Annotated in this window: 27 protein-coding genes; 9 read left to right on the forward strand and 18 right to left on the reverse strand. The window is 70.8% G+C overall.

The genetic code is table 11. The features are described from left to right. The 4 genes from VMS22_26010 to VMS22_26025 form a co-directional block, all read right to left on the reverse strand. Positions 1–766: beta-ketoacyl synthase N-terminal-like domain-containing protein (locus VMS22_26010; protein HXJ37497.1), on the reverse strand; the 766-nt coding region annotated here is incomplete at its 3' end. A gap of 111 nt (positions 767–877) precedes the next feature. Further along, positions 878–1,297, reverse strand: a complete 420-nt coding sequence (locus VMS22_26015) for a hypothetical protein (protein ID HXJ37498.1) — start codon at positions 1,295–1,297, stop codon at positions 878–880. An 80-nt stretch (positions 1,298–1,377) separates the two neighbouring features. Further along, positions 1,378–2,112, reverse strand: a complete 735-nt coding sequence (locus tag VMS22_26020; protein ID HXJ37499.1) for a competence/damage-inducible protein A — start codon at positions 2,110–2,112, stop codon at positions 1,378–1,380. 13 nt (positions 2,113–2,125) lie between these two features. Next, positions 2,126–3,766, reverse strand: a complete 1,641-nt coding sequence (locus tag VMS22_26025; protein HXJ37500.1) for a thiamine pyrophosphate-binding protein — start codon at positions 3,764–3,766, stop codon at positions 2,126–2,128. Positions 3,767–4,070: 304 nt separating this feature from the next. Between VMS22_26025 and VMS22_26030 the strand changes: the two genes are divergently transcribed. Continuing rightward, entirely contained in the window at positions 4,071–7,454 is a 3,384-nt protein-coding gene (locus tag VMS22_26030; protein ID HXJ37501.1) for a thrombospondin type 3 repeat-containing protein, read from the forward strand. Positions 7,455–7,463: 9 nt separating this feature from the next. Here VMS22_26030 and VMS22_26035 read toward each other — a convergent pair whose 3' ends face one another. The 3 genes from VMS22_26035 to rpoZ are packed head-to-tail and all read right to left on the reverse strand — an operon-like array spanning position 7,464 to position 9,729. After that, positions 7,464–8,468 (reverse strand): RNA polymerase factor sigma-32, encoded by a 1,005-nt coding sequence (locus VMS22_26035; GenBank protein HXJ37502.1) that lies wholly within the window; start codon positions 8,466–8,468, stop codon positions 7,464–7,466. A gap of 14 nt (positions 8,469–8,482) precedes the next feature. Next, positions 8,483–9,526, reverse strand: coding sequence for a J domain-containing protein (locus VMS22_26040; protein ID HXJ37503.1), 1,044 nt, complete (start codon positions 9,524–9,526; stop codon positions 8,483–8,485). A gap of 11 nt (positions 9,527–9,537) precedes the next feature. Beyond that, positions 9,538–9,729 carry a DNA-directed RNA polymerase subunit omega gene (rpoZ, locus tag VMS22_26045; protein HXJ37504.1) on the reverse strand — a complete coding sequence of 64 codons (192 nt, stop codon included), beginning with the start codon at positions 9,727–9,729 and terminating at the stop codon, positions 9,538–9,540. Positions 9,730–9,825: 96 nt separating this feature from the next. On the opposite strand from rpoZ, the gene VMS22_26050 reads away from it, so the two are divergent. Beyond that, positions 9,826–10,284 (forward strand): hypothetical protein, encoded by a 459-nt coding sequence (locus tag VMS22_26050; GenBank protein ID HXJ37505.1) that lies wholly within the window; start codon positions 9,826–9,828, stop codon positions 10,282–10,284. Here the strand turns inward: VMS22_26050 and VMS22_26055 are convergent. From VMS22_26055 to VMS22_26085, 7 genes are all read right to left on the reverse strand, one after another. Continuing rightward, a complete protein-coding gene (locus VMS22_26055) occupies positions 10,253–11,005 on the reverse strand; it encodes a TlyA family RNA methyltransferase (protein HXJ37506.1) in 753 nt (250 codons plus the stop codon). The genes VMS22_26050 and VMS22_26055 overlap by 32 nt on opposite strands. Then, positions 11,002–11,892 carry a farnesyl diphosphate synthase gene (locus tag VMS22_26060; protein ID HXJ37507.1) on the reverse strand — a complete coding sequence of 297 codons (891 nt, stop codon included), beginning with the start codon at positions 11,890–11,892 and terminating at the stop codon, positions 11,002–11,004. Before VMS22_26060 ends, VMS22_26055 begins: the two co-directional genes overlap by 4 nt. A gap of 1 nt (position 11,893) precedes the next feature. Next, on the reverse strand, positions 11,894–12,136 hold the full coding sequence (locus tag VMS22_26065; GenBank protein HXJ37508.1) for an exodeoxyribonuclease VII small subunit: 243 nt from the start codon (positions 12,134–12,136) through the stop codon (positions 11,894–11,896). Positions 12,137–12,142: 6 nt separating this feature from the next. After that, positions 12,143–13,486: an exodeoxyribonuclease VII large subunit gene (gene xseA / locus VMS22_26070; protein HXJ37509.1), complete on the reverse strand. Its 1,344-nt coding sequence runs from the start codon at positions 13,484–13,486 to the stop codon at positions 12,143–12,145. Positions 13,487–13,623: 137 nt separating this feature from the next. After that, positions 13,624–14,982, reverse strand: a complete 1,359-nt coding sequence (locus VMS22_26075; GenBank protein ID HXJ37510.1) for a S41 family peptidase — start codon at positions 14,980–14,982, stop codon at positions 13,624–13,626. A 68-nt stretch (positions 14,983–15,050) separates the two neighbouring features. Further along, on the reverse strand, positions 15,051–15,578 hold the full coding sequence (locus VMS22_26080) for a TlpA disulfide reductase family protein (GenBank protein ID HXJ37511.1): 528 nt from the start codon (positions 15,576–15,578) through the stop codon (positions 15,051–15,053). Next, complete coding sequence (locus VMS22_26085; protein ID HXJ37512.1) at positions 15,575–16,342, reverse strand: prolipoprotein diacylglyceryl transferase; 768 nt, start codon at positions 16,340–16,342, stop codon at positions 15,575–15,577. Before VMS22_26085 ends, VMS22_26080 begins: the two co-directional genes overlap by 4 nt. 51 nt (positions 16,343–16,393) lie before the next feature. Here VMS22_26085 and dtd point away from each other — a divergent pair, with 51 nt between their 5' ends. The 4 genes from dtd to VMS22_26105 are packed head-to-tail and all read left to right on the forward strand — an operon-like array spanning position 16,394 to position 18,585. Beyond that, entirely contained in the window at positions 16,394–16,843 is a 450-nt protein-coding gene (gene dtd / locus VMS22_26090; GenBank protein HXJ37513.1) for a D-aminoacyl-tRNA deacylase, read from the forward strand. A gap of 2 nt (positions 16,844–16,845) precedes the next feature. Next, on the forward strand, positions 16,846–17,301 hold the full coding sequence (locus VMS22_26095; GenBank protein HXJ37514.1) for a hypothetical protein: 456 nt from the start codon (positions 16,846–16,848) through the stop codon (positions 17,299–17,301). A gap of 4 nt (positions 17,302–17,305) precedes the next feature. After that, positions 17,306–17,761 carry a tRNA (cytidine(34)-2'-O)-methyltransferase gene (locus VMS22_26100; GenBank protein ID HXJ37515.1) on the forward strand — a complete coding sequence of 152 codons (456 nt, stop codon included), beginning with the start codon at positions 17,306–17,308 and terminating at the stop codon, positions 17,759–17,761. After that, positions 17,761–18,585, forward strand: a complete 825-nt coding sequence (locus VMS22_26105) for an MBL fold metallo-hydrolase (protein HXJ37516.1) — start codon at positions 17,761–17,763, stop codon at positions 18,583–18,585. Before VMS22_26100 ends, VMS22_26105 begins: the two co-directional genes overlap by 1 nt. 7 nt (positions 18,586–18,592) lie before the next feature. Here the strand turns inward: VMS22_26105 and VMS22_26110 are convergent, their stop codons facing one another. From VMS22_26110 to VMS22_26120, 3 genes are read right to left on the reverse strand one after another with little or no spacing between them, the layout of a single operon-like run. Continuing rightward, the gene (locus VMS22_26110) at positions 18,593–19,750 is read right to left on the reverse strand and encodes an amidohydrolase family protein (protein HXJ37517.1); all 1,158 of its coding nucleotides are present in this window, start codon (positions 19,748–19,750) and stop codon (positions 18,593–18,595) included. Then, entirely contained in the window at positions 19,747–20,976 is a 1,230-nt protein-coding gene (locus VMS22_26115) for a cytochrome P450 (protein ID HXJ37518.1), read from the reverse strand. Before VMS22_26115 ends, VMS22_26110 begins: the two co-directional genes overlap by 4 nt. A 6-nt stretch (positions 20,977–20,982) precedes the next feature. Next, entirely contained in the window at positions 20,983–22,050 is a 1,068-nt protein-coding gene (locus VMS22_26120; protein HXJ37519.1) for an amidohydrolase family protein, read from the reverse strand. 154 nt (positions 22,051–22,204) lie between these two features. On the opposite strand from VMS22_26120, the gene VMS22_26125 reads away from it, so the two are divergent. Next, complete coding sequence (locus tag VMS22_26125) at positions 22,205–22,402, forward strand: hypothetical protein (protein HXJ37520.1); 198 nt, start codon at positions 22,205–22,207, stop codon at positions 22,400–22,402. Between the two features lie 37 nt (positions 22,403–22,439). On the opposite strand, the gene VMS22_26130 is transcribed toward VMS22_26125, so the two are convergent. Next, the gene (locus VMS22_26130; protein ID HXJ37521.1) at positions 22,440–23,747 is read right to left on the reverse strand and encodes a hypothetical protein; all 1,308 of its coding nucleotides are present in this window, start codon (positions 23,745–23,747) and stop codon (positions 22,440–22,442) included. A gap of 254 nt (positions 23,748–24,001) precedes the next feature. On the opposite strand from VMS22_26130, the gene VMS22_26135 reads away from it, so the two are divergent. After that, positions 24,002–25,216: a cytochrome P450 gene (locus VMS22_26135; protein ID HXJ37522.1), complete on the forward strand. Its 1,215-nt coding sequence runs from the start codon at positions 24,002–24,004 to the stop codon at positions 25,214–25,216. 106 nt (positions 25,217–25,322) lie between these two features. Beyond that, positions 25,323–26,312 carry a MoxR family ATPase gene (locus tag VMS22_26140; protein HXJ37523.1) on the forward strand — a complete coding sequence of 330 codons (990 nt, stop codon included), beginning with the start codon at positions 25,323–25,325 and terminating at the stop codon, positions 26,310–26,312. Positions 26,313–26,316 lie beyond the last annotated feature (4 nt).

Raw genomic sequence — 26,316 nt, forward strand, 5'->3', positions numbered from 1 at the left:
GATCGCAGCAGCCTGCTCCGGGCGCGGGCCCTGGACCGCGGGATGCGTGGCAGCAGCAGCGGGCGCAGCGGCTGCCTCGCGGGCCGGGGCCCGGCCGGCCGCGGCGGGCGGCGGCGACGCAGGCGCGCGCGCGGGCGCCGCGTGCCTCGGCGTGCTGGCGCGCTTCGACCACGACGATCGCCGCCGCCTCGCCGAGGACGAGGCCCTTGCGGTCCCGATCGAACGGCCGCGCCACCTCGGACGTGGCGCGCAGGCAGTTGAACCCCGCGACCACGAACCGGCACAGGAGATCGGTCCCGCCGGCGAGCACGACGTCGGCGCGACCGGCGCGGACCCACGACGCCGCGAGCGCCACGGCGTGCGTGCCCGACGCGCACGCGAGCTGCGGCGTCGCGACCGGGCCGCGCGCGCCCACGTGCCGGGCGAGCCGCGTCGCCGGCGCGTAGTACGGAATCTGCTCGACGCCCGCGACGGATCCCCCGCCCGCGCGCACGGCGGCATCCCACGCCTCGAGGATGGTCATGCCCCCGAGCGTCGTCCCGAGCGCGACCCCGAGGCGCTCGGGCGCGGCCACCCCGCGACCCAGGGCCGCGTCGTCGAGGGCTTCGTGCGCGGCGCGCAGGGCGAGCGCGCCGGCCCGGTCGGGATCGCCGTCGTCCCACGAGATCTCCGCGGCGACGTTCGGCGCGAGATCGGCGGCGGGAAAGCGCTCGATGCGGCGGGCGGCGGTGTGGCCCGCGAGCAGACCCTCCCAGAAGCTCGACACACCCAAACCGACGGGGGACTGGACCCCGCAGCCCGTGATCAACGCATCACGCGCACCCCGCACGCGATCCGGACCCTAGCCGAAGGACCGCGGGCGCGCACCTGGTCGCGATCAGCTCGAGGGCAGACGCTCGTCTTGCCGGCCGTGCGCGTTCGCCGGCGCTCCCTCGTCCGCAGGCGCCGCGTCGGCCACCGGGTCCGCGGCGGCCTCGGCTGCCGGCGTCATCGGCCCCGCGAAAGCGATCGACTCCTCGCCACGGATCATCGCCGGCGTCAGCACGTAGGTGCCGCTCATCGCCGGTGACCAGACGTTCGATGCCGTCTCGGTGTCGCCGCCCGTGCAGACGTACGCGAAGCCGCCGGTGAGCCCGCCGACCACCGAGTACACGATCTTGGCCGGCATGTAGCCGACGTTCGCGAGCACCGTGAGCACGCCCCAGCCCGCATCCTCGGCGAACTCGGCGCGCACGGGACGCGGAGCGGCCAGACCCGCGACGAGCACGGCAGCGGCCATCAACATCCTCCACCCCATCATGATTCCTCCTTGCGGTCCCGGCCTCGCGGGATCGGGCTGCACGCCAGGTCCCGTCTAGCCCATCGGCCGGTCGGACGCTACTCGGTCCGGACGACCGTTTCCTTGGGCAGCAGCGAGAGGAGGTGGGCCAGGGCCGCCTCGACGTAGGCCTGGTCCTTCGATTCCAGCGTCAGCTTCACGGCGTATTCAGGGTCGCCCAGCTTCGGATACGAGCCGAGCAGGAGCGCGGGAAACCTCGCCAGCGTGGCATTCAGGTGCTCGGCGATCGAGCCCTCGCCGTCGCGGGTGAAGACCACGCGCAGATGGTACGGGGAGGCGACGAACCGCTCCTTCAGGGCGAGGAACTTCTGCTCGAGGATCTCGGGGATGCCCGGCAGGACGTAGACGTTCTCGCACTTGATGGTGGGAAAGCCGAGGCGCTGATCGAGGACCAGCTCCGTGCCCTCGGGCACGTCGGCCATCCGCATGCGCGCCGGGTTGGCGTTGGCGCCCAGGAACTCGCGCAGGCGCTTGTCCAGCTCGGGGTGCCGGACGACCTTGCGGCCGAAGGCCCGCGCGACGCCCTCCATCGTCACGTCGTCGTGCGTGGGTCCGACGCCACCCGACGTGAAGACGATCTCGTAGCGCTCGGAGAACTCCTTCACGGTCGCGGCGATGAGGTCGATCTCGTCGGGAATGGTGGTGATGCGCTGGAGCGTGACGCCGAGCTTGCGCAGCTCGCGCGCGAGGAACGGCGAGTTGGTGTCGGTGACCTTCCCCGACAGGATCTCGTTGCCGATGACGACGATGCCCGCGCTGCGATCGACGGCCATGCCCCCGCCGCTCCTACACCGAGATGGCGTCCTTGCGGAAGTCGCTGGCCCCGATGCGGACGTTCACCACCGCGGGTTTGCCCGCGCCGAGCGCGCGCTGGATCGCCGGACGGAGCTGGTCGGGCCGCTCCACCCACTCGCCGTGTCCGCCCATCGCCTCGATCATGAGGTCGTAGCGGGTCGGCGCGAGCTTGCAGGCGGGCGTGCGGTCCGGGCCGTAGATCTGCACCTGGCCGCGCAGGATCTGCGTCCACGCAGCGTCGTTCCCGATGATGCCGACGATGTTGATCTTCTGGCGGATGCAGGCTTCGAACTCCATCATGTTGAGGCCGAAGGCCCCGTCGCCGTACATGATGATGACGTCGCTCTTGGGCGAGGCGAGCTTCGCGGCCATGGCGTAGCCGGGGCCCGCGCCGAGCGTCCCGAGCGGGCCGGCGTCGAGCCAGTGCCCGAACCCGCGCGGCCGCAGCACGTTGGCCGCCGAGCCGACGAAGTCGCCGCCGTCGCCGATGACGATCGTGTCCTTGGTGAGGAACGTGTCGACCTCGGCGCACACGCGCAGCGGGTTGAGCGGCGCCTCGTCGGACGTCAGCTGCGGCGCGAGTCCTTCCCATTTCTTCTTCTCGATCGCGCGCAGCTCCGCCAGCCACGGGCGCGACAGCTCGGGCGTGAACTTCGAGTCCTTGGCGAGCTGCGTGAGGGCCGCCATGACGAGCCCAGTGTCGCCGATGATGCCGACGTCGCAGGGCCGGTTGCGGCCGAGCTCGCGGCCGTCGAGATCGACCTGGATCAGCTTGGCGGCCGGGTTGATGACGCGCTCGCGGCCGTAGCCGATGCGGAAGTCGAGCGGCGTCCCGAAGATGAGGACGACGTCGGCCTTCTTGAGCGCGTCCTTGCGCGTCTGGAGGAACCAGTGCGGATCGTCCGGGTCGAGGCTGCCGCGCGCCTGGCCGTTCACGTAGACCGGCATGCCGAACGTCTTCACGAACTCCGGGTAGGCGTCGCGTCGCTTGGACCAGAAGAGCTGCGAGCCCACCAGGCACGCCGGGCGCTGGGCGCCCCGCAGGTACTCGAACGCCGCCTCGATGAAGTGCGGGTCGGGGGCGACGCCGGCCTGGGTGCGGGTGTGCTGCCACTCGACGACGTCCTTGTCGTCGACGTTGTCGAACAGGAGGTCGAGCGGCATCTCGAGGAAGACGGGTCCGGGCACGTTGGTGGTCGCCACGCGGAACGCCGTGGCGACGTACTCGCCCAGCCGGTTCGCGGCGGGGACCGACACCGCCCACTTCGTGATCGGCCGCATGAGATCGACGTGGGCCATGTCCTGCAGGCCGCCCATGTCCTGGAACGCGCGCGGCGCCTGCCCGCCGATGCAGATGAGGGGGATGTTGGCCCGCCACGCGGTCGCGACACCCGTGACGGCGTCGGTGAGCCCCGGTCCCGCCGTGACGATCGCGACGCCCGGCTGCCCGGTCACGCGCGCCCAGCCGTCGGCGGCGTGCGCGGCCGACTGCTCGTGGCGCACGTCGATGATCCCGATGCCCTCGTCGAGACATCCGTCGTAGATCGACATGACGTGTCCACCGCACAGCGTGAACACGTACTGCACGCCCTCGCGCTTGAGCGCCCGGGCGACGACTCGACCTCCGTGCATCATGAGTGAGACCCCTCTCGATTGATCTGCCGGCCGCGAACGCGGCGACGGCACAGGCGTGCCAGACGGGGGAGTCTGCTGGGCGGGGCCCGGAAAATCAAGGCGGAGCGCAGGTCGTTCGCTGCGAGCACCGCCGCGCCGTCGGCTGGAGCGCTCGCGCCACCGAGCGTTGCATTTCCGCTCGCGAGCGACGCCGGCGCGACGCTCTTGTCCGCTCTTGTCCAGGGAAATCGCGCCGCTGCAATTGGTCCGGTTCTTGTTCCAGTAGTCCCAGGCTCGTGAGCGAGCCGGGGAGGTTCTCGCCATGCGACTGGCACGCCACGCCGTCGTCAGCATTCTGGTAGGGGTGATCGGAATCGTCGCTGCGCCGCGCGCGCACGCGACCCCCACGGCCGTGACCTTCGAGGTGGGCCACTCGGACTGCACGGCGCCCGGCGCCCACACGGTCGACCTCTACCTGAACGAGTCCCTGGTCGCGTCGGTCCCGTCGACCAACGGCTGCACCTGCAACACGACGCCGCTCGTGGTGACCCTCACCGATCCCACCACGCTCGCCCTCCTGCACGACAGCACCTGCAACAGCGCCCGCATCCGCGTCCGCCCGGGCAACGACTCCATGTCGATCGCCTGGGTGCGCGTCGGGGCGACCGACGGCGCCGCGTCCTCGAGCGCGTGCCTGTACGACGGCTTTCCGTGGAACACGCACCTCGCCTGCGCCCCGCGCTCGACCTGCGACATGCCCGGCGACTTCGTGTACGTCGGCATGATCGGCGGCCCCGACCCGGATCAGGACGGCCGCGTCGGCGGCTTCGGCGTCGGCTGCGACAACTGCCCCTTGACCGCGAACGCCGACCAGTTCGACCAGGACGGCGACGGCGTGGGCGACGCCTGCGACAACTGCCCGAGCGTCGCCAACGCCGATCAGCTCGACAGCGACAACGACACCCTCGGCGACGCCTGCGACCCGTGTCTCGGGACCCCCGACACCGACGGCGACGGCATCTGCGACGACGGCGACAACTGCGTCGACACCTACAACCCGACGCAGACCGACCTCGACGGCGACGGCGTCGGCGACGCATGCGACTGGTGCGTGGGCCCCGGCGCGTTCGACGACGACGGCGACGGCATCTGCAACCAGAACGACGACTGTCCGTTCGCGGCCGACCCGACGCAGGCCGACACCGACGGCGACGGCATGGGCGACGCCTGTGACAACTGTCCCGCCTTCCCGAACCCGCAGCAGACCGACACCGACGGCGACGGCGTGGGCGACGCCTGCGACACGTGCCCGAACAGCGTCGACGCCGACGCCGACAGCGTCTGCGACGGCAACGACAACTGCCCCGGCATCGCCAACCCGGACCAGGCCGACCAGGACGGCGACGGCGTCGGCGACCTGTGCGACGACTGTCCCGCGGTGGCCGATCCGCTGCAGCAGGATGCCGACGGCGACGGCGAGCCCGACGCGTGCAGCGTGCGCGTCGACATCGCCGCGGTGGTCGACGATGGCCAGGGCCATCTCGACGCCGACGTCACCCTGACCAACCCGAACGGCCTGCCGCTCTCGGGACGGGTCGCGATCCACGACGGCACCCGCGTCTCATCCGTACGGTTCGTCTGGCTCGCCACGTCCTGCACGATGACGCAGGACACGCTCGAGCTCGTCATCAACGACACCACGGCGGCCAGCGTCGTGCCCGAGGCCGACGGCCCCCTCTGCACGTGCACGCCGCTCATCTCGAACTTCGAAGTCCCGCTGGCCCGCGCGCTCTCGCTCCTGCATCCCGGCGCGAACATGGTCGGGATCCGCAAGAGCACCGGATTCCCGGTCGAGGCGCGCACGCTGATGGCGTGGGCCTACGCGGTCGTCACGGCCGACGGCGTCGACCACGTCGTGCCGCTGTACGACGCTTTCGGCGGCAACAGCTTCGACGACCCCGATCTCTGCGCCTCGGGCGCCATCGCCGGGCCCGTCGACGCCGCGGGGCTCACGCCCGAGCTGCCGACGGCCGCGCTCGAGGTCGCGTGGCAGGGCAGCCTGCCCTGCAGCGTCGATCTGTCCTCGCTCTCGCCCGGACCGATCGAGATCGTCGTGACTGCGACCGACGGCATGACGACGGGAGCGGACTGCGTCTCGGCCGACCTCGCAACGGCGACGATGCTGCGCTTCGGCAACAGCTCGTGCGACGACGGCAACCCGTGCACGATCGACACCTGCGACGTGAACGGCTGCCAGCACACGCCGGTCGTGTGCGGCGGCGGCGACGCCTGCCAGGAGGCGGGGTTCTGCGACCCGCACACCGGCATGTGCATGACCGCCCCCAAACCCGACGGCACGCCGTGCAACGACGGCAACGCCTGCACGCTGGACGACGCCTGCCACGGCGGAGCCTGCACGGCGGGGACGCCCGTCGTGTGCGCCGCCGCCGACGCCTGCCACGAGGCGGGCGTCTGCAACCCCGACACCGGCGCCTGCTCGAGCGTGACGAAGCCCGACGGCGCCGCGTGCAGCGACGGGAACGCCTGCACCCAGAACGACAGCTGCCAGGCCGGAAGGTGCGCCGCCGGCGCACCCGTCACCTGCTCCGAGGGCGACGCCTGCCACGAGGCGGGCGTGTGTGACCCGCAGACCGGCGCCTGCGTCAACGCGCCCAAGCCGGACGGTACCGCGTGCAGCGACGGCAACGCCTGCACGCAGAGCGACGCGTGTCAGGCCGGAAGCTGCGTCCCGGGCGCGCCCGTCGTCTGTACGGCCGGCGACTCCTGCCACGACGCCGGCGTGTGCGATCCCTCGACCGGCGCGTGCTCGAACCCGGCGAAGGCGGACGGCGCCGCCTGCACCGACGGCAACGCGTGCACCCAGAACGACGCGTGTCGCGCCGGCAGCTGCGTCGGCGGAGCGCCGGTCACCTGCCCGGCCGGCGACGCATGCCGCGCCGACGGCGTCTGCGATCCCCAGACGGGTGCCTGCACGGCCCCGCCGAAGCCCGACGGCACCGCGTGCAGCGATGGCAACGCCTGCACGCAGGCCGACACCTGCCAGGCCGGCGCCTGCGTCGCAGGTGCCCCGATCACCTGCGGCGGCAGCGACGCGTGCCACGCCGGCACGTGCAATCCGGCCACCGGCCAGTGCACGGTCGTGAAGAAGCCCAACGGCTCGCCGTGCGACGACGGCAACGCCTGCACGCAGAACGACGTCTGTCGCAGCGGCATGTGCGTGGCGGGACCGACCCTCAAGTGTCCGGCGACCGACGCCTGTCACAAGGCGGGCGTCTGCGATCCGGGAACCGGACAGTGCGTGAACCCCGCCAAGCCGGACGGGACGTCGTGCAACGACGGCAACCTCTGCACGCGGGGCGATACGTGTCAGGCCGGCGCCTGCGTCGGCGGCGCGCCCAAGGTGTGCTCGGGCGGCGAAGACACGTGTCGTGAGGTCGTCTGCGATCCGGGCAGCGGCCGCTGCGTCCAGGGCGATGCGAAGGCCGACGGCACGCCCTGCCGGGACGGCAACAAGTGCACCCGCGGCGACACCTGCGAGGCCGGCACCTGCACGAGCGGCGACCCGGTCGTGTGCGACCCGCCCGACGACTGCCACACGTCGATCTGCAAGCCGAGCACGGGCCACTGCAAGGTGCGCCGCAAGAAGCCGTTCTTCCGCTGGTGTCACCGCCTGCCGGGTGACTGACGCGCACGCTCAGGCCCCGAACTCGACGTCCCTGATGTCCGGGATCTGCTCGCGCAGATAGGCACCCAACCGCTTCTTCAGACGCGACTCGATCTGCCGAACGCGCTCACGCGTGATGCCGTACTCGTCGCCGATCTCCTGCAGCGTCGCGGGATCGTCGTCACGCATGAGCGCCTCGAGGCGGCGCTCGTAGATGACGAGGTCCTTGCCCGAGAGCGTCTTCTTGAACTCGGCCGCCTTCTCGCGGATCAGCTGGTGATACTCCTCGTCGGCGACCGTCTCCGCGGTTTGCTGCGGGCCGGCCAGCAGGTCGAGGAAGGTCGTGTCGCCGTCGTCGTCCCCGATGGGCGCGTTGACCGAGAGGTCGCGCGCCGACAGGCGCTGCTCCATCTCCACCACCTCGGATTCCTTCACGCCCAGGCGATCGGCGATGAGCTTCGGCTCGGGTGAGAAGCCCTCGCGCTCGAGGCGCTCGCGCTCCTTCTGGAGGTTGAAGAAGAGCTTGCGCTGAGCCTGCGTGGTGCCCACCTTCACCATCCGCCAATTGTTCATGATGTAACGGATGATGTACGCCCGGATCCACCAGACCGCGTACGACGGGAAGCGCACGCCGCGGTAGGGATCGAACTGCTTCACGGCCTCGAGCAGGCCGACGTTCCCCTCCTGGACGAGGTCCAGGAGGTTGTGGACGGCGCGCTGGTAGTCGCGCGCGATCATCACCACCAGGCGGAGGTTCGCCGTGACGAGCGACCACGCCGCGGTGCGATCGCCCTTCTCCTTCCAGCGCACCGCGAGCTCGTGCTCCTGCTCGCGCGTGAGAACGGGAATGCGGCGGATCTCGCCGAGGTACTTCTGGAGGTTGTCGAGCGGGACGAGCGCGCCCGCGGGGGCGACGCTCTTCGCTTCGGCGTCGAGCTCGGGCTCCGGCGCGGGGACGGGAACGCCCGCCTCGCCGTCGGCGATCTCGTCGACGACCTCGGCCTCGATCGGCGTGGTCTCGCGCGTGTCGGCCATCGGATCCGGCCGTCTCAGAGCGCCAGCTCGGCGCGTGGATCTCCCGCGTACGCCTGATCGAGGGCGCTGAGCGCGTCGCGCAGCTGCTCGGGCTCGCCTTTGGTCGGCACCTGGACCATGAGCCGGACGTAGAGATCGCCCGGCGATCCGCCCTTCGGGTCGGGCGCGCCGCGGCCCGGGACGCGCAGGCGCTGCCCGCCCTGGCTGCCTGCGGGCACCTTCAGCTTGATCGCGCCCTGCGGCGTCGGGACGGTGATGGTGGCGCCGAGCATGGCCTCGCTCACGGTGACCGGCACCTCGATCGTGAGGTCCTTGCCGTCGCGCTGGATCAGCGGGTGCGGGCGCACCTTGACGCGGAAGTAGAGATCGCCCGTCTGGCCGCCCGCGCGTCCGCCGCCGCCCTTGCCCGACACGCGCACGCGCGCCCCGTCGGCGACCCCCGGGGGGATCTTCACCTGGAGCTGCTCGCGCTTCTCGACGGTGCCCGTGCCGCCGCAGGTCGTGCAGGCCTTGCGCCCGACCCGCCCGCTTCCGTGGCACGTCGCACAGGTGACCGGACGCCGCACGGTGACCGGCATCTTGACCCCGCGCAGGGCGTCGAGGAGGCCGATCTCGACCGGATGCTCGATGTCCTCGCCGGCCTGCGGCTGCGAGGCCTCGCGCGCCCCGGAGCCGAAGATCTCGTTCAGGATGTCGGCGAAGCCACCCTCGCCGGCGCGCACGCGCGCGCCGCCGAAGTCGAACGCCTCGCCGTCGCGGCCGAAGGAGAACCCGTGGCCGCTCTCCGCCCACCGCTTGTACTCGCGGGCGCGCTGCGGATCGAAGCCCGACTGGAGCCCCTCTTCGCCGAACTCGTCGTAGAGCTTGCGCTTGGCGGCGTCGGAGAGAACGTCGTTCGCGAACGAGATCTCCTTGAAGCGCTCCTCGGCCTTCTTGTCGCCGGGGTTTACGTCAGGGTGGTGCTTGCGCGCGAGCTTTCGGTACGCTTTCCGGATGTCATCCGCGCTCGCGCTACGTTCGACGCCGAGGATGCCATAGAGGTCCTTCGATTTTGCCATCGGCCTCCGGCTCACTCGTCATAGTGGAGCCGGACCTTGTCCTCGGCAACCTCCCGCAGGGCGGTGACGATGTCCTTGTTGTCGGACTCGACGAGCGGCCGGGCCCCCTTCAGCAGCTGCTTCGCCCGGCGGGCGGCGAGCAGGACGAGCTCGAAGCGATTGGGGACCCTCTCCAGACAGTCTTCGACGGTGATTCGCGCCATGGAACGCCGACCGTAACGGAAATCCCCGGTGAAGGGAACCCCGGCCCCGCGCGCATTTGACTCGAGGGGGGCCGGCTGTGTACGTGCCTCGCGCCCATGGGTTTCGTGTCGCGGCTGCTGGGATCGGGAACGGCGCGTCGGGAGCTGCTCTCGGAGCTGATCGACGACTATCGAGCCGAGGCGACGCAGGCGATCGTGCTGCGCCAGCACGCCGAGCTGGCGCGCTATCCGCAGGTGGCGGCGCAGCTGCGCGCGATCGCCGACGCCGAAGACGGGCACGCGGCGCTCCTGCGGGACCACATCCTCGGCATGGGCGGTGGCATTCCGCCCGTCGCGCCGGACCCCCTGCCCGGCCGCAACCAGTGGGAGCGCGCCGTGGCAGCCCGCAAGGCGGCGCAGGAGAAGCGTCGCCGGCTGATCGAGCACGCGACCCACTGGGATCCCGACGAGCCGCGGTCGGCGATGCTCCTGGCGCGGATCTACGACGAGGACGGCGATCAGCTGGCCTCGTACGACGACGTCGTCATCCGCTCCGATCCGCACGCGCTCGACTGAGCCACAGGAAGACCTCGCGGTTCCCCTTCGGACCCGCCAGCGCCGACTCCGCCTCGCCCCGGACCACGAAGCCCAGCCCCTCGGCCGCCGTCCGTACGCGCGCCACCGCCTGCGCGCGCTGGGCGGGATCGCGCACGACGCCGCCCTTGCCCACCTCGCCCTTTCCGACCTCGAACTGCGGCTTCACGAGCGCCACCACCTCGCCGCCCGGCGCGAGCACGCCCGCAACGGCCGGCAGCACCAGAGCGAGTGAGATGAACGACACGTCGATCACCGCCACGTCCGGCACCTCGGGCAGCATGGCCGGCACGAGGCTCCGCGCGTTCGTCCGGTCGAGGATCGTGACCTGCTGGTGTGTCTGCAGCGTCCACGCGAGCTGCCCGTAACCGACGTCGACGGCGATCACGCGGCGGGCGCCGCGCCGCAGGCAGACGTCGGTGAAGCCGCCGGTCGAGGCGCCGACGTCGAGGACGACGCGACCGGCGAGGTCGATCCCGAAGGCGTCGAGCGCAGGCGCCAGCTTCTCCCCGCCGCGCGACACGTACGGCGACGGCGCGACCCGCAGCCGGACGACCGCGTCGTCGGCGACGAGCGCGCCGGCCTTGGTCACCGGGCGGTCGTCGACGAGCACGTCGCCGGCCATGATGAGCCGCTGCGCCCGCTCGCGGCTGGGCGCGAGCCCCCGGTCGACGAGCAGGCGGTCGAGGCGCACGCCGCTCACGCACGCGCGGCGCGCTCGGCCGCGACGTCCGCGCGCTCCACGACGTACGCGGCGAGCGCGGCGAGCGGCTCGGCCCGGCGCCCGAAGGGCGCGAGCGCGGCCGTGGCCGCGTCCCGGGCGCGATGCGCGTGGCGGCGTGCGCCGTCCATGCCGAGCGTCCCGGGGTACGTCGCCTTGCCCAGCTCGCGGTCGGTGCGCCCGTCGGCGTCCCCGTCCTCGAGCGCATCCAGGATGTCGTCGGCGATCTGGAACGCGAGCCCGAGCTGCTCCCCGTAGCGCGTGAGACGGCGGAGCGTCGCCGGCGGCGCACCGCCCACGATGCCCCCGACGCGGACCGCGGCCCGGATGAGGGCCCCGGTCTTGCGGGCGTGGATGCCGCGCACGGTGGCGAGCGTCGGCGAGGTGCCTTCGGCGGCGAGATCGAGGGCCTGACCGCCGACCATGCCGAGCTCGCCCGCCGCCCGCGCCGCCTCGTCGATCGCCGCGAGGGTCCGTTTCGGCGCCACGCCACGCGCGCGCGCCATGACGCCGAAGGCCTCGGTCAGGAGCGCATCGCCGACCAGGATCGCCGTGCCCTCGCCGTACACGGCATGGCTGGTCGGGCGCCCGCGGCGCAGATCGTCGTCGTCCATGGCCGGCAGATCGTCGTGCACGAGCGAGTAGGTGTGGATCAGCTCGAGGGCGCACGCGAACGGCATGGTCGTGCGGGGCGCGGCGCCGACGACCTCGCCCGCCGCGAGGGTGAGGATCGGGCGCACGCGCTTGCCCCCGGCCAGCAGGCTGTAGCGGATCGCCTGGCGGAGCGTCGCGCGCGTCGCCGGGAAGGCGCGAGCGAGCGCCCGCTCGACGAGTCGGCGGCGCCCGTCGAGGTAGCGGGCGAGGTCCACGTCACTCCTCGTCGTCGAGGGGCCGCAACGTGCGCGTGCCGTCCTCGCGCTCGAGCAGGACCTCGACGCGCTTCTCGATGTCCTCGAGTCGCTTCGAGAGCTCCCTCACCAGCCCCATGCCGCGCTCGAACGCCGCCAGCGAGTCCTCGAGCGGCAGCTCCCCCTGCTCGAGGCGCCGCACGACGGCCTCCAGCTCCGCGAGGGAGTCCTCGAACCGCGGCGTGGCGGATGCGTCCTTGGCCATCTCGTCTCAGCTCTCCGTCGAGTCGATGTGCGCCCGCGCGCGGCCCCGTGCAAGCACCAGGCGGACGGGCTCGCCCTGGGCGAGGGTCGTGGCATCCCGGACGACCGTCCCCTGCGCGTCCTCGCGCTGCACGATGGCGTAGCCGCGCTCGAGGCAGGCGAGCGGCGAGAACGCCGCCAGGCGCGCCTGCTCGCGCTCGAACGCGCCGCGCGCCGCCCCTACCTGCCGCTCGACCGTGCGCTGCAGGCGCTCCCGATCGTGCCCGACGCGCGCCCGGGCCGCCGCCAGCACGGCGCGTGGCTCGTGCTTGCCGAGCGCGGCGACGAGGCGACGGAGCTCGCGGCGATCCCAGGCGACGCGGCGCACGAGCGCCTGGCGCGCCCGGGTGGCGAGGTCGTCCACGCGCAGCGTCGCGTCGGCCACCCGCCGCCGCGGATCGCCGAGCCGACGGCCGAGGCCGTCGAGCCGCGTGCCCGCGAGGTGCAGGCGCCGCTCGAGACCGCCGCGCAGCCGGTCGCGACATTGCGCGACGCGGCGCGCGAGCTCGCGGCGGTCGGGCACGACCAGCGACGCGGCGGCGGTCGGCGTCGGTGCGCGCACGTCGGCGACGAAGTCGGCGATCGTGAAGTCGACCTCGTGCCCGACGGCGGAGACGACGGGCACGCGCGACGCCGCAATCGCGCGCGCCACGACCTCCTCGTTGAACGCCCACAGGTCCTCGAGCGAGCCACCGCCCCGCCCCACCACCAGCACCTCGACGTCCGGGAGAGCGTGGAGGGCGGCGATGCCGCGGGCGATCTCCTCGGCCGCGCCGGGGCCCTGCACCCGCACGGGCCGGATGACGACGCGCGCCGCCGGCCAGCGATCGCCGAGGACGCGCAGCATGTCGTGCACGGCGGCGCCCGCGAGCGCGGTCACGAGCCCGATCGTGCCCGGCGTCGGCGGCAAAGACCGCTTGCGCTCCTGGTCGAACAGGCCCTCGGCCGCGAGCCTCGCCTTCAGCTGCTCGAACGCGAGGCGCAGCGCCCCCAGGCCGAGCGGCTCCATGTGGTCCGCGTAGATCTGCAACCGACCACGCCAGACGCCGACCCGGCCGTACACGACCACCTCGGTGCCGTTGGTGGGCTCGAAGACGAGCTGCATGAGCTCGCGCCGGAACATGGCGGCGTCGAGCTGGGCGGTCTCGTCCTTCAGGCTGAAGTAGAGGTGCCCTGAATCCGCGCGCCGGCAGTTCGACAGCTCGCCCGCGACCCAGACCTTGCCGATCTCGGCATCGAGCGCGCCGGCGATGCGCGCAGAGAGCTCCGAGACGCTGAGAACGCGCGGCTGGCGTCGGAGCCCGACGCCCACGCTAGGAGGCCGACCCAAGACTGCGTCTTGGGTCGGTACCGAGTACCGCGGCCTCGTGGAACGCGCGACCGGCATACCGCGAACGCCCCATGTCTCCCGTCCTCCCCGACCCAAGACACAGTCTTGGGTCGGCGTTCCTAGTCTTCGCGCTTCGCGACGAAGGTCTTGAAGACCTGCCAGCTCTTCAAGAGCTCGAGCGCGCGATCGAGCTGCGGATCGGACCCGAGCTCGCCTTCCTTCACGCCGGGCGCCGGTGCGTCGGACGCGTCCGGCTCGGCCTCCTCGCCGTCGGCCGGGACCTTCACGCCCTGCGGGTGCTCCAGATGACGCGGCAGGTTCGCCTCGCGCAGCGACGTCACCGACGACGAGTTGTTGTCGCCCTTCGCGACCTTCGTGCCCTGGTCCATGGTGATGTCGGGGACAATGCCGGTCGCCTGGATGGAGCGGCCGTTCGGCGTGTAGTAGCGCGCCGTCGTCAGACGCAGGGCGGAGCTCTCGTCCATCGGCAGGATGGTCTGCACCGATCCCTTGCCGAACGTCGTCGTGCCGAGCACGAGCGCGCGCTTGTGGTCCTGCAGGGCGCCTGCGACGATCTCGGAGGCGCTCGCGCTGCCGCCGTTCACCAGCACGACCATCGGGAAGTCCGACCACGTGCTCGGCTTGTGTGCGAAGTACTTCTGCTTCTGGTTCTCGAGGCGGCCGTCGGTGTAGACGATGAGCCCCGCGTCGAGGAACATGTCGCTCACCTTCACGGCCTGCGTGAGGAGCCCGCCGGGGTTGTTGCGCAGATCGAGCACCACGCCCTGCAACCCGCCCGACTCCTTGTCGAGCTGGCGGACGGCGTGCTCGAGGTCGTCGTCGGTCCGCTCCTGGAACTGCGTCAGGCGGAGGTACGCGTAGCCCTTCTCGAGCATCTTGTACTTGACGCTCTGGATCTTGATGACCTCGCGCGTGAGCGTGACGTCGAAGACCTGCGTCGGGTTGTCGCGCTTGATCGTCAGGCGGACCTTCGTGTCCTTGGGGCCGCGCATGTGCTTCACGGCCTCGACCAGCGACATGTCCTTCGTGAACTCGCCGTCGATCTTGAGGATGACGTCGCCCGACTTGATCCCGGCGCGGTAGGCGGGCGTGTCCTCGATCGGCGCCACGACCGTGAGCATGCCGCTCTTGTTCGTGATCTCGATGCCGAGCCCGCCGAAGCTGCCCTTCGTCTCGACCTGTAGCTCCTTGTAGAGCTCGGGCGTGAGATACGCGCTGTGCGGATCGAGCGAGGTGAGCATGCCGTTGATGGCCCCCTCGATCAGCTGCTTGGTCGGCACTTCGTCGACGTAGTTCTTCTGGATGATCGCGAGGATGTTCGTGAACGTCTCGAGGCCTTCGTACGACTCCTTCGAGGCGGCTCCGACCTTGCGGACTTCCAGGAATTCCGACGCGGCGACACCGGCGAGGAACGCCAGGACGATCGCCACTCCCACACCGGTTCGTCGCTTGCGCATCAACATAATGGGCTCTGGTGCTCTGTTATACGCGGCCGGCGGCCGAGACGAAACCACCTCGCAGAGGCCTAATGCCCGGGCGTTCCGGAGACGCCGGTGTCGGTCGCCAGGAGGGCCTCGATGGCCGCCACCTGCTTCGGGGTGTCCCAGGTCCTCGGCCCGATGACCCGCTCGACGATCCGTCCCGATCGGTCGAGGAGGAAGCTCTCCGGGTAGCCCCAGACGCCGTAGTTCCGACCCACATCGCCTTGCGGATCGACGAGGACGGGAAACGTGATCTTCATCTCCTTGGCAAACTTCTTGACACCCTCGACGTCGCCCTCGTCCTGGCTGACGGCCAGCAGGACGAAGCCGCGGTCCTTCAAGCGCTGGTAGAGACGCTCCATCGACGGCATCTCCTCGCGGCAGGGCGGACACCAGGTCGCCCACAGGTTCACGAGCACCACCTGCCCGCGGTATGCCGAGAGGCGAATGGCTTGCCCGGCGAGATCGGGCAGTGCAAAGTCGGGCGCCATCGCCAGCGATCGCCCCCGACCCCAGAGCGCCAGGACGAGGATCCCGACGCCGATCGCCGCCGTGACGGCGGCGATCCTCACGCCGCGGCGGTTTGCCATGTGCGCTGTCGCCGCACGAGGGCGACGCCGATCGGCACGAGGACCAGCGCCGTCAGCTGCGCCGAGGTGAGCCCGAAGGCGATCACCGGCTCGATGCGCAGGAACTCGACGAAGAACCGGGCGGTCGCCGACAGGATCAGATACCAGCCGAAGATCGTCCCCTCGGGGGGCGATCGCCTTCGCATCCGCCACAGGATCGCGAAGATGACGAGGTAGAGAATCGTCTCGTAGACGGGCGTCGGGTGGACGCGGACGCCGGGCGGATAGGGCCAGCCGACGACCGCGTAGGGATACGCCATGCCCCACGGGAGCTTCGTCTCGATGCCCCAGTCGCCGTCGCCCGAGAGCTGACAGCCGATGCGGCCGATCGCCTGCCCCATCACGATCGCGGGCGCGACCGCGTCGGCGCCCGCGAGCCAGCGGATGCCGGTCCGGCGAAAGAGGAACGTGACCGCCGCCGCGCCGCCGGCGAGCCCGCCGTAGAAGACGAATCCCTTGCCCGTGAGCAGGTACTCGAGTGGATGGGCGAGGAAGTCGCCGAAGCTCTCGAAGATCACCCACAGGCGCGACCCGATGATGCCGCCGACCGCCGCATACACGAGCGCGCGCGAGGCGGCGTCCGGATCCCAGCCGCGGCGCTCGAACTCGAGCGACGCGACCTTGCCCGCGGCGAGGAACGCCAGCGCGAGGCAGATGCCGAAGACGTGGATCGGGATCGGACCGATGTGAAGGTTGTCGGGGATCAACGCGGAGCGCGAGTGTAGCTGAGGGTCGGGGGCGGTGCTACAAGGCCGGTCGTGCGAGCGGTGGTGCAGCGCGTGCGCGAGGCACGCGTGCTGGTCGACGGCGACGTCGTCGGCGAGATCGACCGCGGCCTGTGCGTGCTGCTGGGCGTGTCGGCGGCCGACTCCGAGGCCGAGGCCGATCGCCTGTGCCAGAAGATCGTCGGGCTGCGCATCTTCGAGGACGAGCGCGGCCAGATGAACAAAGCCGTGGACGAGGTCGGCGGCGCGCTGCTCGTGGTCTCGCAGTTCACGCTGCACGCCGACTGCCGCAAGGGCCGGCGGCCTTCGTTCCAGAGCGCCGCCCCGGCCGAGCGGGCGAAGAGCCTCTACGAGCACTTCGTCACGCAGGCCCGGCGCGGCGCGGTCCCGGTCCAGACCGGACGGTTCCAGGCCCACATGGCCCTCGCGCTGGTGAACGACGGGCCGGTCACGATCGTGCTCGACACCGCCGAATGGAACTGACCGTGGCACGCGCCGGCTTCACCGCCATCCACTCGGGCAGGATCACCTTCGGCAAGGACGGGCGCTGGTACTGCGACGACGAGATCATTCCGAACAAGGCCATCTGCCGCCTGTACGCCAGGGCCATGACGATCGACGCCGACGGCATCGCGCGCCTGCGCCTCGGCGAGGACGAGGCGCACGTCACGATCGAGGACACGCCGTGGGTGGTCGTGCAGGTCGAAGGCGGTCCCGCGCGCGGCTTCCAGATCCTCTTGAACGACGAGACGCTCGAGCCGCTCGATCCGGCGACGCTGCGCGTGGGTCCGGACAACGTCCTCTACTGCCGCGTGAAGGACGCCAGGCACGAGGCGCGGTTCCTGCGCCCCGCCTACTACGAGCTCATGCGCCACTGCGTCCCGGGCCCCGAGGGGACGCTCGTCCTTCCCGTCGGCTCCCTGCGAGTGACGCTCGCCTGACGCCGTGCATGTCGTCCTGGTCGCCCCGGAGATCCCGCAGAACACCGGCTCGATCGGACGGCTGTGCGTGGCGACGGGCACCCGGCTCCACCTGGTCGAGCCGCTCGGGTTCATCGTCGACGACAAGCACGTCCGCCGCGCCGGCCTCGACTACTGGGAGTACGTGCAGCTCACGCGGCACGCGAGCTGGGAAGCCTTCCTCGCCGGGCGACCGCGCGGGCGGCTCCTCCTGTTCGCGGCGCGCCCCCCGGGACCGTCGTACACGACGGTCCGCTACGCACCCGACGACATCCTCGTCTTCGGCTGCGAGAGCCGCGGGCTGCCGCCCGAAATCCGCGACGCGTACCCCGACGCCACCTACACCATTCCCATCCACGGCCCGCACGTGCGAAGCCTGAACCTCGCCAACGCGGTCGCCATCGTGCTCTACGAGGCGCTCCGCCAGCAGGGAGCCGTCTGATGCGGAACCTGTCGTGGACCTCGCTCCTCCTCCTGGCCGCGTGCACGGCCCTGCCGCTGCCGAAGAATGCCACCTACCATTCGTCGGACGCCGATCTCGGCGTCACGCGTATCGTGCACGGCTCGCTCGTCATCGAGATGGAGCAGACGCGGGTCCTGATCGACCCGTGGTTCAACTCCGGCTTCACGACCCGGCAGACCGAGCCGCTCGGGCTCCTGCCCGGCGGCCTCCCCGAGCTCTCGGCCGTCGTCATCACGCACAAGCACACGGAGCACTTCGACCCCGAGGTGTTGCGCGAGCTCGCGAAGAAGGTGCCCCGCGCGATCGGGCCGCCGGCCGTCGCCGACGCGCTCCGCAGCCTCGGCTTCAAGGAGGTCACGCCGCTCGACTGGTGGGATCGGACCGAGGTCGGTCCGATCCACGTGACCGCGGTCCCGTCCAACCACTCCGCGCCCGAGAACGGGTACGTGCTCGCCACCGATCGCGCGCGCGCGTACTTCGCCGGCGACACGCGCTACTTCGACGGCATGGCGGACATCGCGACCGCGTTTCCCCACCTCGACGTCGCCTTCCTGCCGATCGGGGGCGAGCGCCTGATGGGTCTCAAGCGCACCATGGGACCGGCCGAGGCCGTCGACGCGGCACGGCTGCTCGATCCGCGCCGTATCGTGCCGATCGGCTACGGCGCGGGCAGCGGATCGCCGTTCGTGTGGTACGCGAGCGACCCCATCGCGACCTTCCGCGACGAGGCGAAGGCGGCGGGGATCGCGCCGGACCGGATCGTGGTGCTCGAGCCGGGGGAGAGCTGGCACTACTACCGCTGAGCGGGGCTCAGCGGCGCGGCGCCTCGATCGCGTAGAGCCGGCTCCAGTTGTCCCACAGGATCTTGCGGCGCGACGCGGCCGACAGGGGCAGCGTCCCGAAGGCCTCGACCGCGTGCGGAAACTTCGAGTCGGCGTGCGGGTAGTCGGTCGAGAACACGATGTTGTCGTCGCCGAAGCGCTCGACGTACTGCCCGACCGTCTCCTCGTCGGCCTCGACCGAGAGCCAGCAGTTGCGGCGGAAGTAGTCCGACGGCTTCATGGTGAGGTCGGGCGCTTCGAGCGCCCCCACCCACTCGTAGTGCTCGTCGAGCCGATAGAAGAGCCACGGGGCCCACGAGCAGTTGCCCTCGAGCAGCGCGGCGCGGAGCTTCGGAAAGCGCTCGAAGACGCCGCCGGCGCACAGGCTCACGGCGACGGCCATGATGCCGAGCGGCTGGCTGAAGGTGTGCCACATCATCAGACGGTCGAAGATCTCGAGCGAGAAGTCGGGCTTCAGGAAGTTCTGTCCGCCGCCGTGGAACGAGATCGGCACGCCCAGCTTCTCGCACTCGGCCCACAGCGGGTCGTAGTACGGATCGTGCCACTGCCGGCGCCCGACGGCGCCCGGCGAGAGGAAGATCGCCTTGAAGCCGTACTCCCGCACCACCCGTCGCGTCTCCTCGACCGCGGACGTGACGTCATGGGGCGCGACCATCCCGGCGCCGTAGAACTTCCCCGGATACGGCTTGCAGAAATCCGCCAGCCAGTCGTTGTAGGCGCGCGCGATGGCCGCGGCGAGCTCCGGCTCGAGGCCGTCGGTGCCCATCATCTGCTTGGTATCGAGCCCGAGAACGAACAGGCCCCGTGTGGGGAACATCACCGCCGCGTCGAGCCCTTCCGCGACCATCGCATCGTACTGCGAGGCGGGATCCCAGCCGCGGCTCTCGGCCTGCGTATACGGGCTCTCGTGCGACGCCTTCCACACGTCGCCCGGACGCGAAGGACGCTGCGTGCCGAGGCGCAGGATCACGTGCGACTTCACCTTGACCCGCATGTCGCGGCGCAGCTCGGTGAGGCCGACCGGCGCCGCGTGCTTCCACTCGGGCGCGATGTAGCGCTGCCAGAGGTCCGGCGGCTCGAAGATGTGCATGTCGCTGTCGGCGACCAGCATCCCGTCCTTGGTCATGCGACGCTCCTTCGCGCCGACGGCGTGAAGCGCACCGGCAGGTGCTTGATGCCGCCGATGTGATTCGATCGTAGGCGCTCGGGCGGGCCCGCGGGCGCGATGTCGGGAAGGCGCGTCAGCAGCTCCTCGAACAGCAGGCGCGCTTCGAGCTGCGCCAGCGAGGCGCCGAGGCAGTAGTGCGAGCCGAAGCCGAACGAGAGGTGGTCGTTCGACGTGCGACCGACGTCGAAGCGATCGGGCTCCGGGAAGACGTCCTCGTCGCGATTGCCCGACACGTACCAGACGGTCACCTTGTCGCCCGCCTTGATGTCGGCGCCGCGCAGGCGGACGTCGCGCGTCGCGGTGCGCCGGAAGTGCAGGACCGGCGGCACGTAGCGCAGCATCTCTTCGATCGCCGTCGGCAGGAGCGAGAGATCCTTCTGCAGCCGCGCGCGCTCGGCCGGGTGCTCGAAGAGCGTCTGCAGGCCGCCCGCGATGAGGTTCCGCGTCGTCTCGTTGCCGGCGACGGACAGCACGAGCACGAACGCGTTGAAGCCGGCCTCGGAGAGTCGCTCGCCGTCGACCTCGGCCCGCAGGAGGGCGGAGACGATGTCGTCCTTCGGCTCGCGCCGCCGCGTCTCCGCCAGCTCGTGGGCGTACATCGCGAGCTGCATCGCCGCTACGGGAGCCTGGCTCGGATCGTCGGCGTACTCCGGATCGTCCGCGCCGACGAGCGCATTCGACCAGGCGACGATCCTGCCGCGATCCTCGTACGGCACGCCCAGCAGCTCGCAGATGGCGACGACGGGCAGCTCGGCCGCGACGTCGGTCACGAAGTCGCAGCCGCCGCGCGCCTCGACGCCGTCGAGCACGCGGGTCACGAGGGCGCGCAGCCGCGGCTCGAGGTCGCGGATCACCTTGGGCGCGAAGGTGCCGGAGACGAGCCGGCGGTGCTTCTGATGGCGCCGCGGCTCCATGGCCGTCAGCGTCTCGCGCTGCGCGGCCATGAGATCGTCGGGGTAGTCACGGATCATGATGCCGCCCTCCCACGACGAGAAGGTCGCCTGGTCGAGGGACACGGCGCGGATGTCCTCCCACTTGCTGACCACCCAGAAGCCGCGGCCGCTCCGCTCCGGATGGAAGACCACGGGCGCCTCGCGCCGCAGCCGGCGGAACGTCTCGTGCGGGACGCCGCCGACGAAGCTCTCGGGGTCGGAGAGATCGGCGAGGCCGGCGGGGAGCGTCACGCCGCCTCAGGCGAGCGCATAGAAAAGCGCCGCGTTGCGTCCGCCGACCTTCTCGCGCGACGTCTCGCTGATGTCGCGGCGCGTGCGCAGGTGCTTCGTCGACTCCGGCCAGCCGCCGTCCCAGTGCGGGTAGTCGCTCGCATACATGATGAAGTCGTCGCCGAGGACGCTGATCACGCCGGGCAGGATCGGCTCTTCGGGCTCGCACGACACCCAGATGTTGCCCGCGCGCAGGTAGTCGATGGGCTCGTGCTGCCAACCGTTCGGGATCCAGCTCCCGCGCTTCTCGTAGTGCTCGTGCATGCGGTCGATGAAGTACGGCACCCAGCCGACGCCCGCTTCGAGGAAGGCGACGCGGAGCTTCGGATGACGGTCGAAGACGCCGCCCGAGACGAGCGCCGTCATGGCGGTCATCTGGTCGAACGGGAAGGAGATGCAGTGCACCTGGATGTAGTTCGTGAAGCGGTCGACGCCGATCTTCGGCAGGTGGATGCCCGGCGCGCCGTGGACGCCGAGCGGCATGTCGAGATCGACGGCGGCCCGATAGAAGGACTCCAGGTCCGGATGGTCCAGGTTGCGCGTCTTGAGCGCCGGCGGGATCAGTGTCGCGACCAGCCCGAGCTTCTTCGCCTCGCGCATGATGTCGATCGCGACCGCTCCGTGCTCGATCGGTGTCACCCCGACGCCGTACAGGCGCCCGCCGGCGCGCCGGCAGTAGTCCGCGATCCACTCGTTGTAGAGCCGCGCCATGCCGGCGGCGAAGGCGGGATCCTCGAGCGACGGCACGCAGAGGCCGAAGCTCGGATAGAGGACCATGGCGTCGATGTGGTCGCGGTCGGCGTCCTTCAGCACGCCTTCGACCGACGTCCAGTTTATGCCCTCGACGACGCTGAGCCCGTGCTCGGGTGGGCAGCCGGCGCCCGGTCCCTTGTCCTCGGGGTAGTGGCGTCCCTCGATCTTGAGGCTCGGCCGGCCGTCGGTGCGCGTGGTCACCTTGTCCGGCCACCGCTTCATGCACTCGAGCGTCAGCGCCGTGCCCTCCGCGACGTGTCCGTCCGCGTCGACGATCCGCATGAGGGCTCCATAATCGAACGGCCGCTCGACCCGCAAGCGGCGTCGCGTCGCGCACGAACGAAAGCGGCCCGGGCACGGGGCCCGGGCCGCTCGCATCGGTCGAGAGACGCGGCGCTACCTCCTGCGCGCCACCAACTCCGGCGTGACCGCAGTCGTGGATCCTCGCGGCGCCGTCGTCGCCCAGGCGCCGCGCGACGTCGCCGCCGTCCTACCGGCGACGGTCGTCGCCCTGTCGGGCGAGACCGTCTACACGCGCGCCGGCGACGTCTTCGCGTGGGCCTGTGTGCTCGTCGCGCTTCTCCCGCTCGGCCGTCGCCGCGCAACGCCACCGCCCGCCGCCGGCGCAGAGTAGCCGGCGTGCGGGCGTGGCGGATCGGTCGTGGCGCGGCTCAGTCGTGTTTGTGGTGACCGTAAGCGTGACCTTTGCCGTGATCACCCTTGCCGGGACCACCCTTGCCGGGATGGTGATCTTCGTCGCCCTGGTCGTTGTCGTCCTCGTCGTCGTCGCCCTGGCAGGGATTCGGCTGACACGACGTCGCCGACGTGACCGTCCCGTGGTGGAGGGTGCACTGCGCCGCGGTCGCCGGCACGCACTTCGATTCGACTTCGCCGTCCTCGTCCAGCTTCTGGACGCAGCAGGCGATGATCTTCGGCGGCGCGGGCTTGCATGGATCGGGCTCGCAGGACGTCGCCGTCTTGACCGTGCCGTGCTTGGCCGAGCACAGCTCCTCCGAGATGACGGCGCACTGTGACCCCACCTCCTTGGGCACGCAGCAGACGACCGGTGGCGGAGGCGGAGCCTCGTTGCACGGATCGGGCTCACAGGACGTCGCGTCGGTGACCGTCCCGTCATGGTCGATGCACTGCTGCTCGGTAGCGAGCACGCACTTCGTCTCCGGCTCGCTGTCGTGGTGCCGCATGGACGTGGAGACGCAGCAGGCGACGAGCGGGGGCGGGACCGGCGTGCAGGGGTTCGGGTCGCACGTGGGAGCATCCACGACCATTCCGCCCGCAGCAGCGCACTCGGCGGGAATCAGCTCCTCGCACGGCACCTCCGGCTGGTGATCGCAGAACGCGGCATCGGCGCTGCTCGGGAGACAGCAGGGGACCTTCTCCGTGGGTGGAGGGCCGCACGGGTCCGGAATGCAGGAGTCGGCGTCGACCTCCGTCCCACCGGCCTTCTCGCACTGCGCCCTGGTCACCTCCTCGCACGTGTCGCTCGGCTGATCGGGGAAGGAACCGGTGACGCTGCTGGGAACGCAGCACCTCACCTTTTCCTTGGGGTGCCCGGGGAAATGGCAGCCGAGGACGTCCTGGCCCTGGTGGTTGCGGATCGCCAGGGTGAGACCGCGCGGATCGAATCCGAGCAGCCGCTCGTTACCGCGCGGGGCGGTGCTGAGCCGCACCTTCCCGTTGCCCGCGCCGTTCGTGCGCAGGGTTGCGACCTTCACGCCGTTGACGACCACGTCGAACGTGGTCTTGCGGGGCAGCCGCTGGGTGAAGATTCCGAGCCGAGCGCTGGCCGCGGACTTCATGGCGAGCCTGGCGCGCCCGTGCGCCTTCGGCGGCGCGCTCGTCGTGGCCGTGAGCGGCTGGCGCTGGATATCGACGGCGGCCGCGGCGGCACCCGCCAGCACGACGACCAACCCCAGGCCCAGCAGCGTAGTGGAACGTCCCCTGGCTATCTGCGTCCACATGATGAAACCCTCCTTCGTCTTCCCCACCGATGTGTGGATACAGGTACGTCGTCAATACCTAATCTTCGGGAAAACGGCCCGCACGGACCGTGAAGGCGCGCCAGATGCGCTCGACGACTGGGGTTTTCGGCGGGCGCTTCGCGACCTCGCACGATCGCCGGGCAGGCGCTCGTCGCCGTCCGCCTCCCTCCCCCTTTCACATGGCCCGCGAATACTGTAATGCCTCCCAAACGTTCGTTTGGGACGGAGACCGAATGGCCAACTTCGACATCGGCGCCAACCTCGCAGACCCCGACACCTACGAGCGGGGCTTTCCCCACGACGTGTTCCGCCGCCTGCGCCGCGAGGCGCCGGTCTACTGGCATGCGCGGGGGCACGAGAAAGGCGGCAAGGGCTTCTTCGCCGTCTCGAAGTACGAGGACGTCCGCTACGTCGGCCGCACGCCGGCCATCTTCTCGTCGGAGCCCGGCATCACGATCGTGGACCAGGGCCCGCAGGACTTCGAGGCCGGCCAGTCGAGCATGCTGCAGATGGATCCACCGCGCCACGCGCGCTACCGCAAGCTCGTCTCCGGCGGCTTCACACCACGACGGATCAACGCGCTCGAGCCCATGATCCGCGAGCTGGTGAACGAGATCATCGACGAGGTGGCGCCACGCGGCGGCTGCGACTTCGTGACCGATGTCGCGGCCGAGCTGCCGCTGCGCGTGATCGCCCGCTTTCTCGGCGTCCCGACCGAGGAGCGCACGACCCTCTTCTCCGCCAGCAACCGGCTGATCGGGTTCGAGGATCCCGAGTACGGCACGACCGAGGAGGACGGGCGCGCGGGGGCGATCGATCTCGCCATGCTCGCGCACCGCATCGCCGAGGAGCGCAAGGCCGAGCCCCGCGACGACATCATCACGATCCTGCAGAACGCCGAGGTCGACGGCGAACGCCTGTCCGACCTCGACTTCATCGCCTTCTTCGTGCTGCTGACGGTCGCCGGCAACGAGACGACCCGCAACCAGACGTCGCACACGATGCGCCTCCTCTTCGAGCACCCTGGCGAGCTGGCGAAGCTCCGGGACGATCCGTCGCTCGTCCCCTCGGCCATCGAGGAAGCGCTGCGCTACAGCCCACCCGTCATGTACTTCCGCCGCACGACCAAGTCCGACGCCGAGATCCGCGGCGTCAAGATCCCCAAGGGCAGCTTCGTCACCGTCTACTACCCGTCCGCCAACCGCGACGAGGACATCTTCCCGGACCCGGACCGCTTCGACGTGACGCGTTCGCCGAACGAGCACCTGGCCTTCGGCGAGGGCGAGCACTTCTGCCTCGGCGCCAGCCTGGCCCGCCTTCAGCTCCGCGCCATGGTGGGCGGCATGCTCGAGCGCTTCCCGAACCTCCGCCTGGCCGGCGAGATCAAGCTCCTGCGCTCCCACTTCATCGACGGCGTGAAGCACATGCCGGTCCGGTGGTCCCAGTGACCGGGGGTGTCGGCCGTCTTCGTGGCCTCCCGCCCCACCCTTCCTCGCACCGGGTCGAATAGGATCGTTGCGCTCTACGTCGACCGCCGGTAGGGAGTGCGGTCCGATGGAAGCGTCCGTCTCAGCCGTCAACGACCAGGTGCGCGAGGCCTCGGCGTTCGCCTATCGACTCCGCGAAGAGATCGGCAACGTCATCGTCGGGCAGCGCTACCTGATCGACCGGCTGCTGATCGGCCTCCTCGCTAACGGGCACGTCCTCCTGGAGGGCGTCCCGGGGCTCGCCAAGACGACCGCCGTGAAGACGCTCGCGCAGGCCGTCGACGCGACGTTCCGGCGCATCCAGTTCACGCCGGACCTCCTGCCGGCCGACCTCATCGGCACCCTCATCTACAACCCGCGCGACGGCGCCTTCACGACCAAGAAGGGTCCCATCTTCGCGCAGATCATCCTCGCCGACGAGATCAACCGGGCCCCCGCCAAGGTGCAGAGCGCGCTCCTCGAAGCCATGCAGGAGCACCAGGTGACGATCGGCGACGAGACGCTCGCGCTGCCCGAACCGTTCCTCGTCCTCGCCACCCAGAACCCGATCGAGCAGGAGGGCACGTACCCGCTCCCCGAGGCGCAGGTCGACCGCTTCATGCTGAAGCTGCGCGTGACGTACCCGTCGCGCGAGGAGGAGCGCCAGATCCTCGAGCGCATGGCCTTCACGAAGAGCGATCCCGTCGTGCGGCCGGTCGTGACGCCGGGCGACGTCCTCGCGGCGCGCGGTCTGGTCGACCAGATCTACGTCGACGACAAGATCAAGGAGTACATCGTGACGCTGGTGCTCGCGACGCGCGAGCCGGGCGCGCACGGGCTCGATCTGGGCCCGCTCATCCAGTACGGCGCGTCGCCGCGCGCGACCCTCGCGCTGACGCTCGCGTCGAAGGCCAACGCGTTCCTGTCCGGTCGCGGCTACGTGACGCCGCAGGACGTGAAGACGATCGGACCCGACGTGCTCCGCCACCGCATCATCGTCACCTACGAGGCCGAGGCGGAGGAGGTCGACGCCGACGAGATCGTGCGCCGGGTGTTCGACGGGGTCCCGGTTCCCTGAGCGG

This window comes from Candidatus Eisenbacteria bacterium (assembly GCA_035577985.1).
Lineage (GTDB): Bacteria > Desulfobacterota > Binatia > DP-6 > DP-6 > DATJZY01.

Bases quoted from the DNA above. Each gene is read 5' to 3' on its own strand.
- VMS22_26015 (HXJ37498.1), bottom strand. From the start codon at position 1,297: ATGGGGTGGAGGATGTTGATGGCCGCTGCCGTGCTCGTCGCGGGTCTG.
- VMS22_26020 (HXJ37499.1), bottom strand. From the start codon at position 2,112: ATGGCCGTCGATCGCAGCGCGGGCATCGTCGTCATCGGCAACGAGATC.
- VMS22_26025 (HXJ37500.1), bottom strand. From the start codon at position 3,766: ATGCACGGAGGTCGAGTCGTCGCCCGGGCGCTCAAGCGCGAGGGCGTG.
- VMS22_26030 (HXJ37501.1), top strand. From the start codon at position 4,071: ATGCGACTGGCACGCCACGCCGTCGTCAGCATTCTGGTAGGGGTGATC.
- VMS22_26035 (HXJ37502.1), bottom strand. From the start codon at position 8,468: ATGGCCGACACGCGCGAGACCACGCCGATCGAGGCCGAGGTCGTCGAC.
- VMS22_26040 (HXJ37503.1), bottom strand. From the start codon at position 9,526: ATGGCAAAATCGAAGGACCTCTATGGCATCCTCGGCGTCGAACGTAGC.
- rpoZ (HXJ37504.1), bottom strand. From the start codon at position 9,729: ATGGCGCGAATCACCGTCGAAGACTGTCTGGAGAGGGTCCCCAATCGC.
- VMS22_26050 (HXJ37505.1), top strand. From the start codon at position 9,826: ATGGGTTTCGTGTCGCGGCTGCTGGGATCGGGAACGGCGCGTCGGGAG.
- VMS22_26065 (HXJ37508.1), bottom strand. From the start codon at position 12,136: ATGGCCAAGGACGCATCCGCCACGCCGCGGTTCGAGGACTCCCTCGCG.
- VMS22_26075 (HXJ37510.1), bottom strand. From the start codon at position 14,982: ATGCGCAAGCGACGAACCGGTGTGGGAGTGGCGATCGTCCTGGCGTTC.
- VMS22_26105 (HXJ37516.1), top strand. From the start codon at position 17,761: ATGCGGAACCTGTCGTGGACCTCGCTCCTCCTCCTGGCCGCGTGCACG.
- VMS22_26110 (HXJ37517.1), bottom strand. From the start codon at position 19,750: ATGACCAAGGACGGGATGCTGGTCGCCGACAGCGACATGCACATCTTC.
- VMS22_26120 (HXJ37519.1), bottom strand. From the start codon at position 22,050: ATGCGGATCGTCGACGCGGACGGACACGTCGCGGAGGGCACGGCGCTG.
- VMS22_26130 (HXJ37521.1), bottom strand. From the start codon at position 23,747: ATGTGGACGCAGATAGCCAGGGGACGTTCCACTACGCTGCTGGGCCTG.
- VMS22_26135 (HXJ37522.1), top strand. From the start codon at position 24,002: ATGGCCAACTTCGACATCGGCGCCAACCTCGCAGACCCCGACACCTAC.
- VMS22_26140 (HXJ37523.1), top strand. From the start codon at position 25,323: ATGGAAGCGTCCGTCTCAGCCGTCAACGACCAGGTGCGCGAGGCCTCG.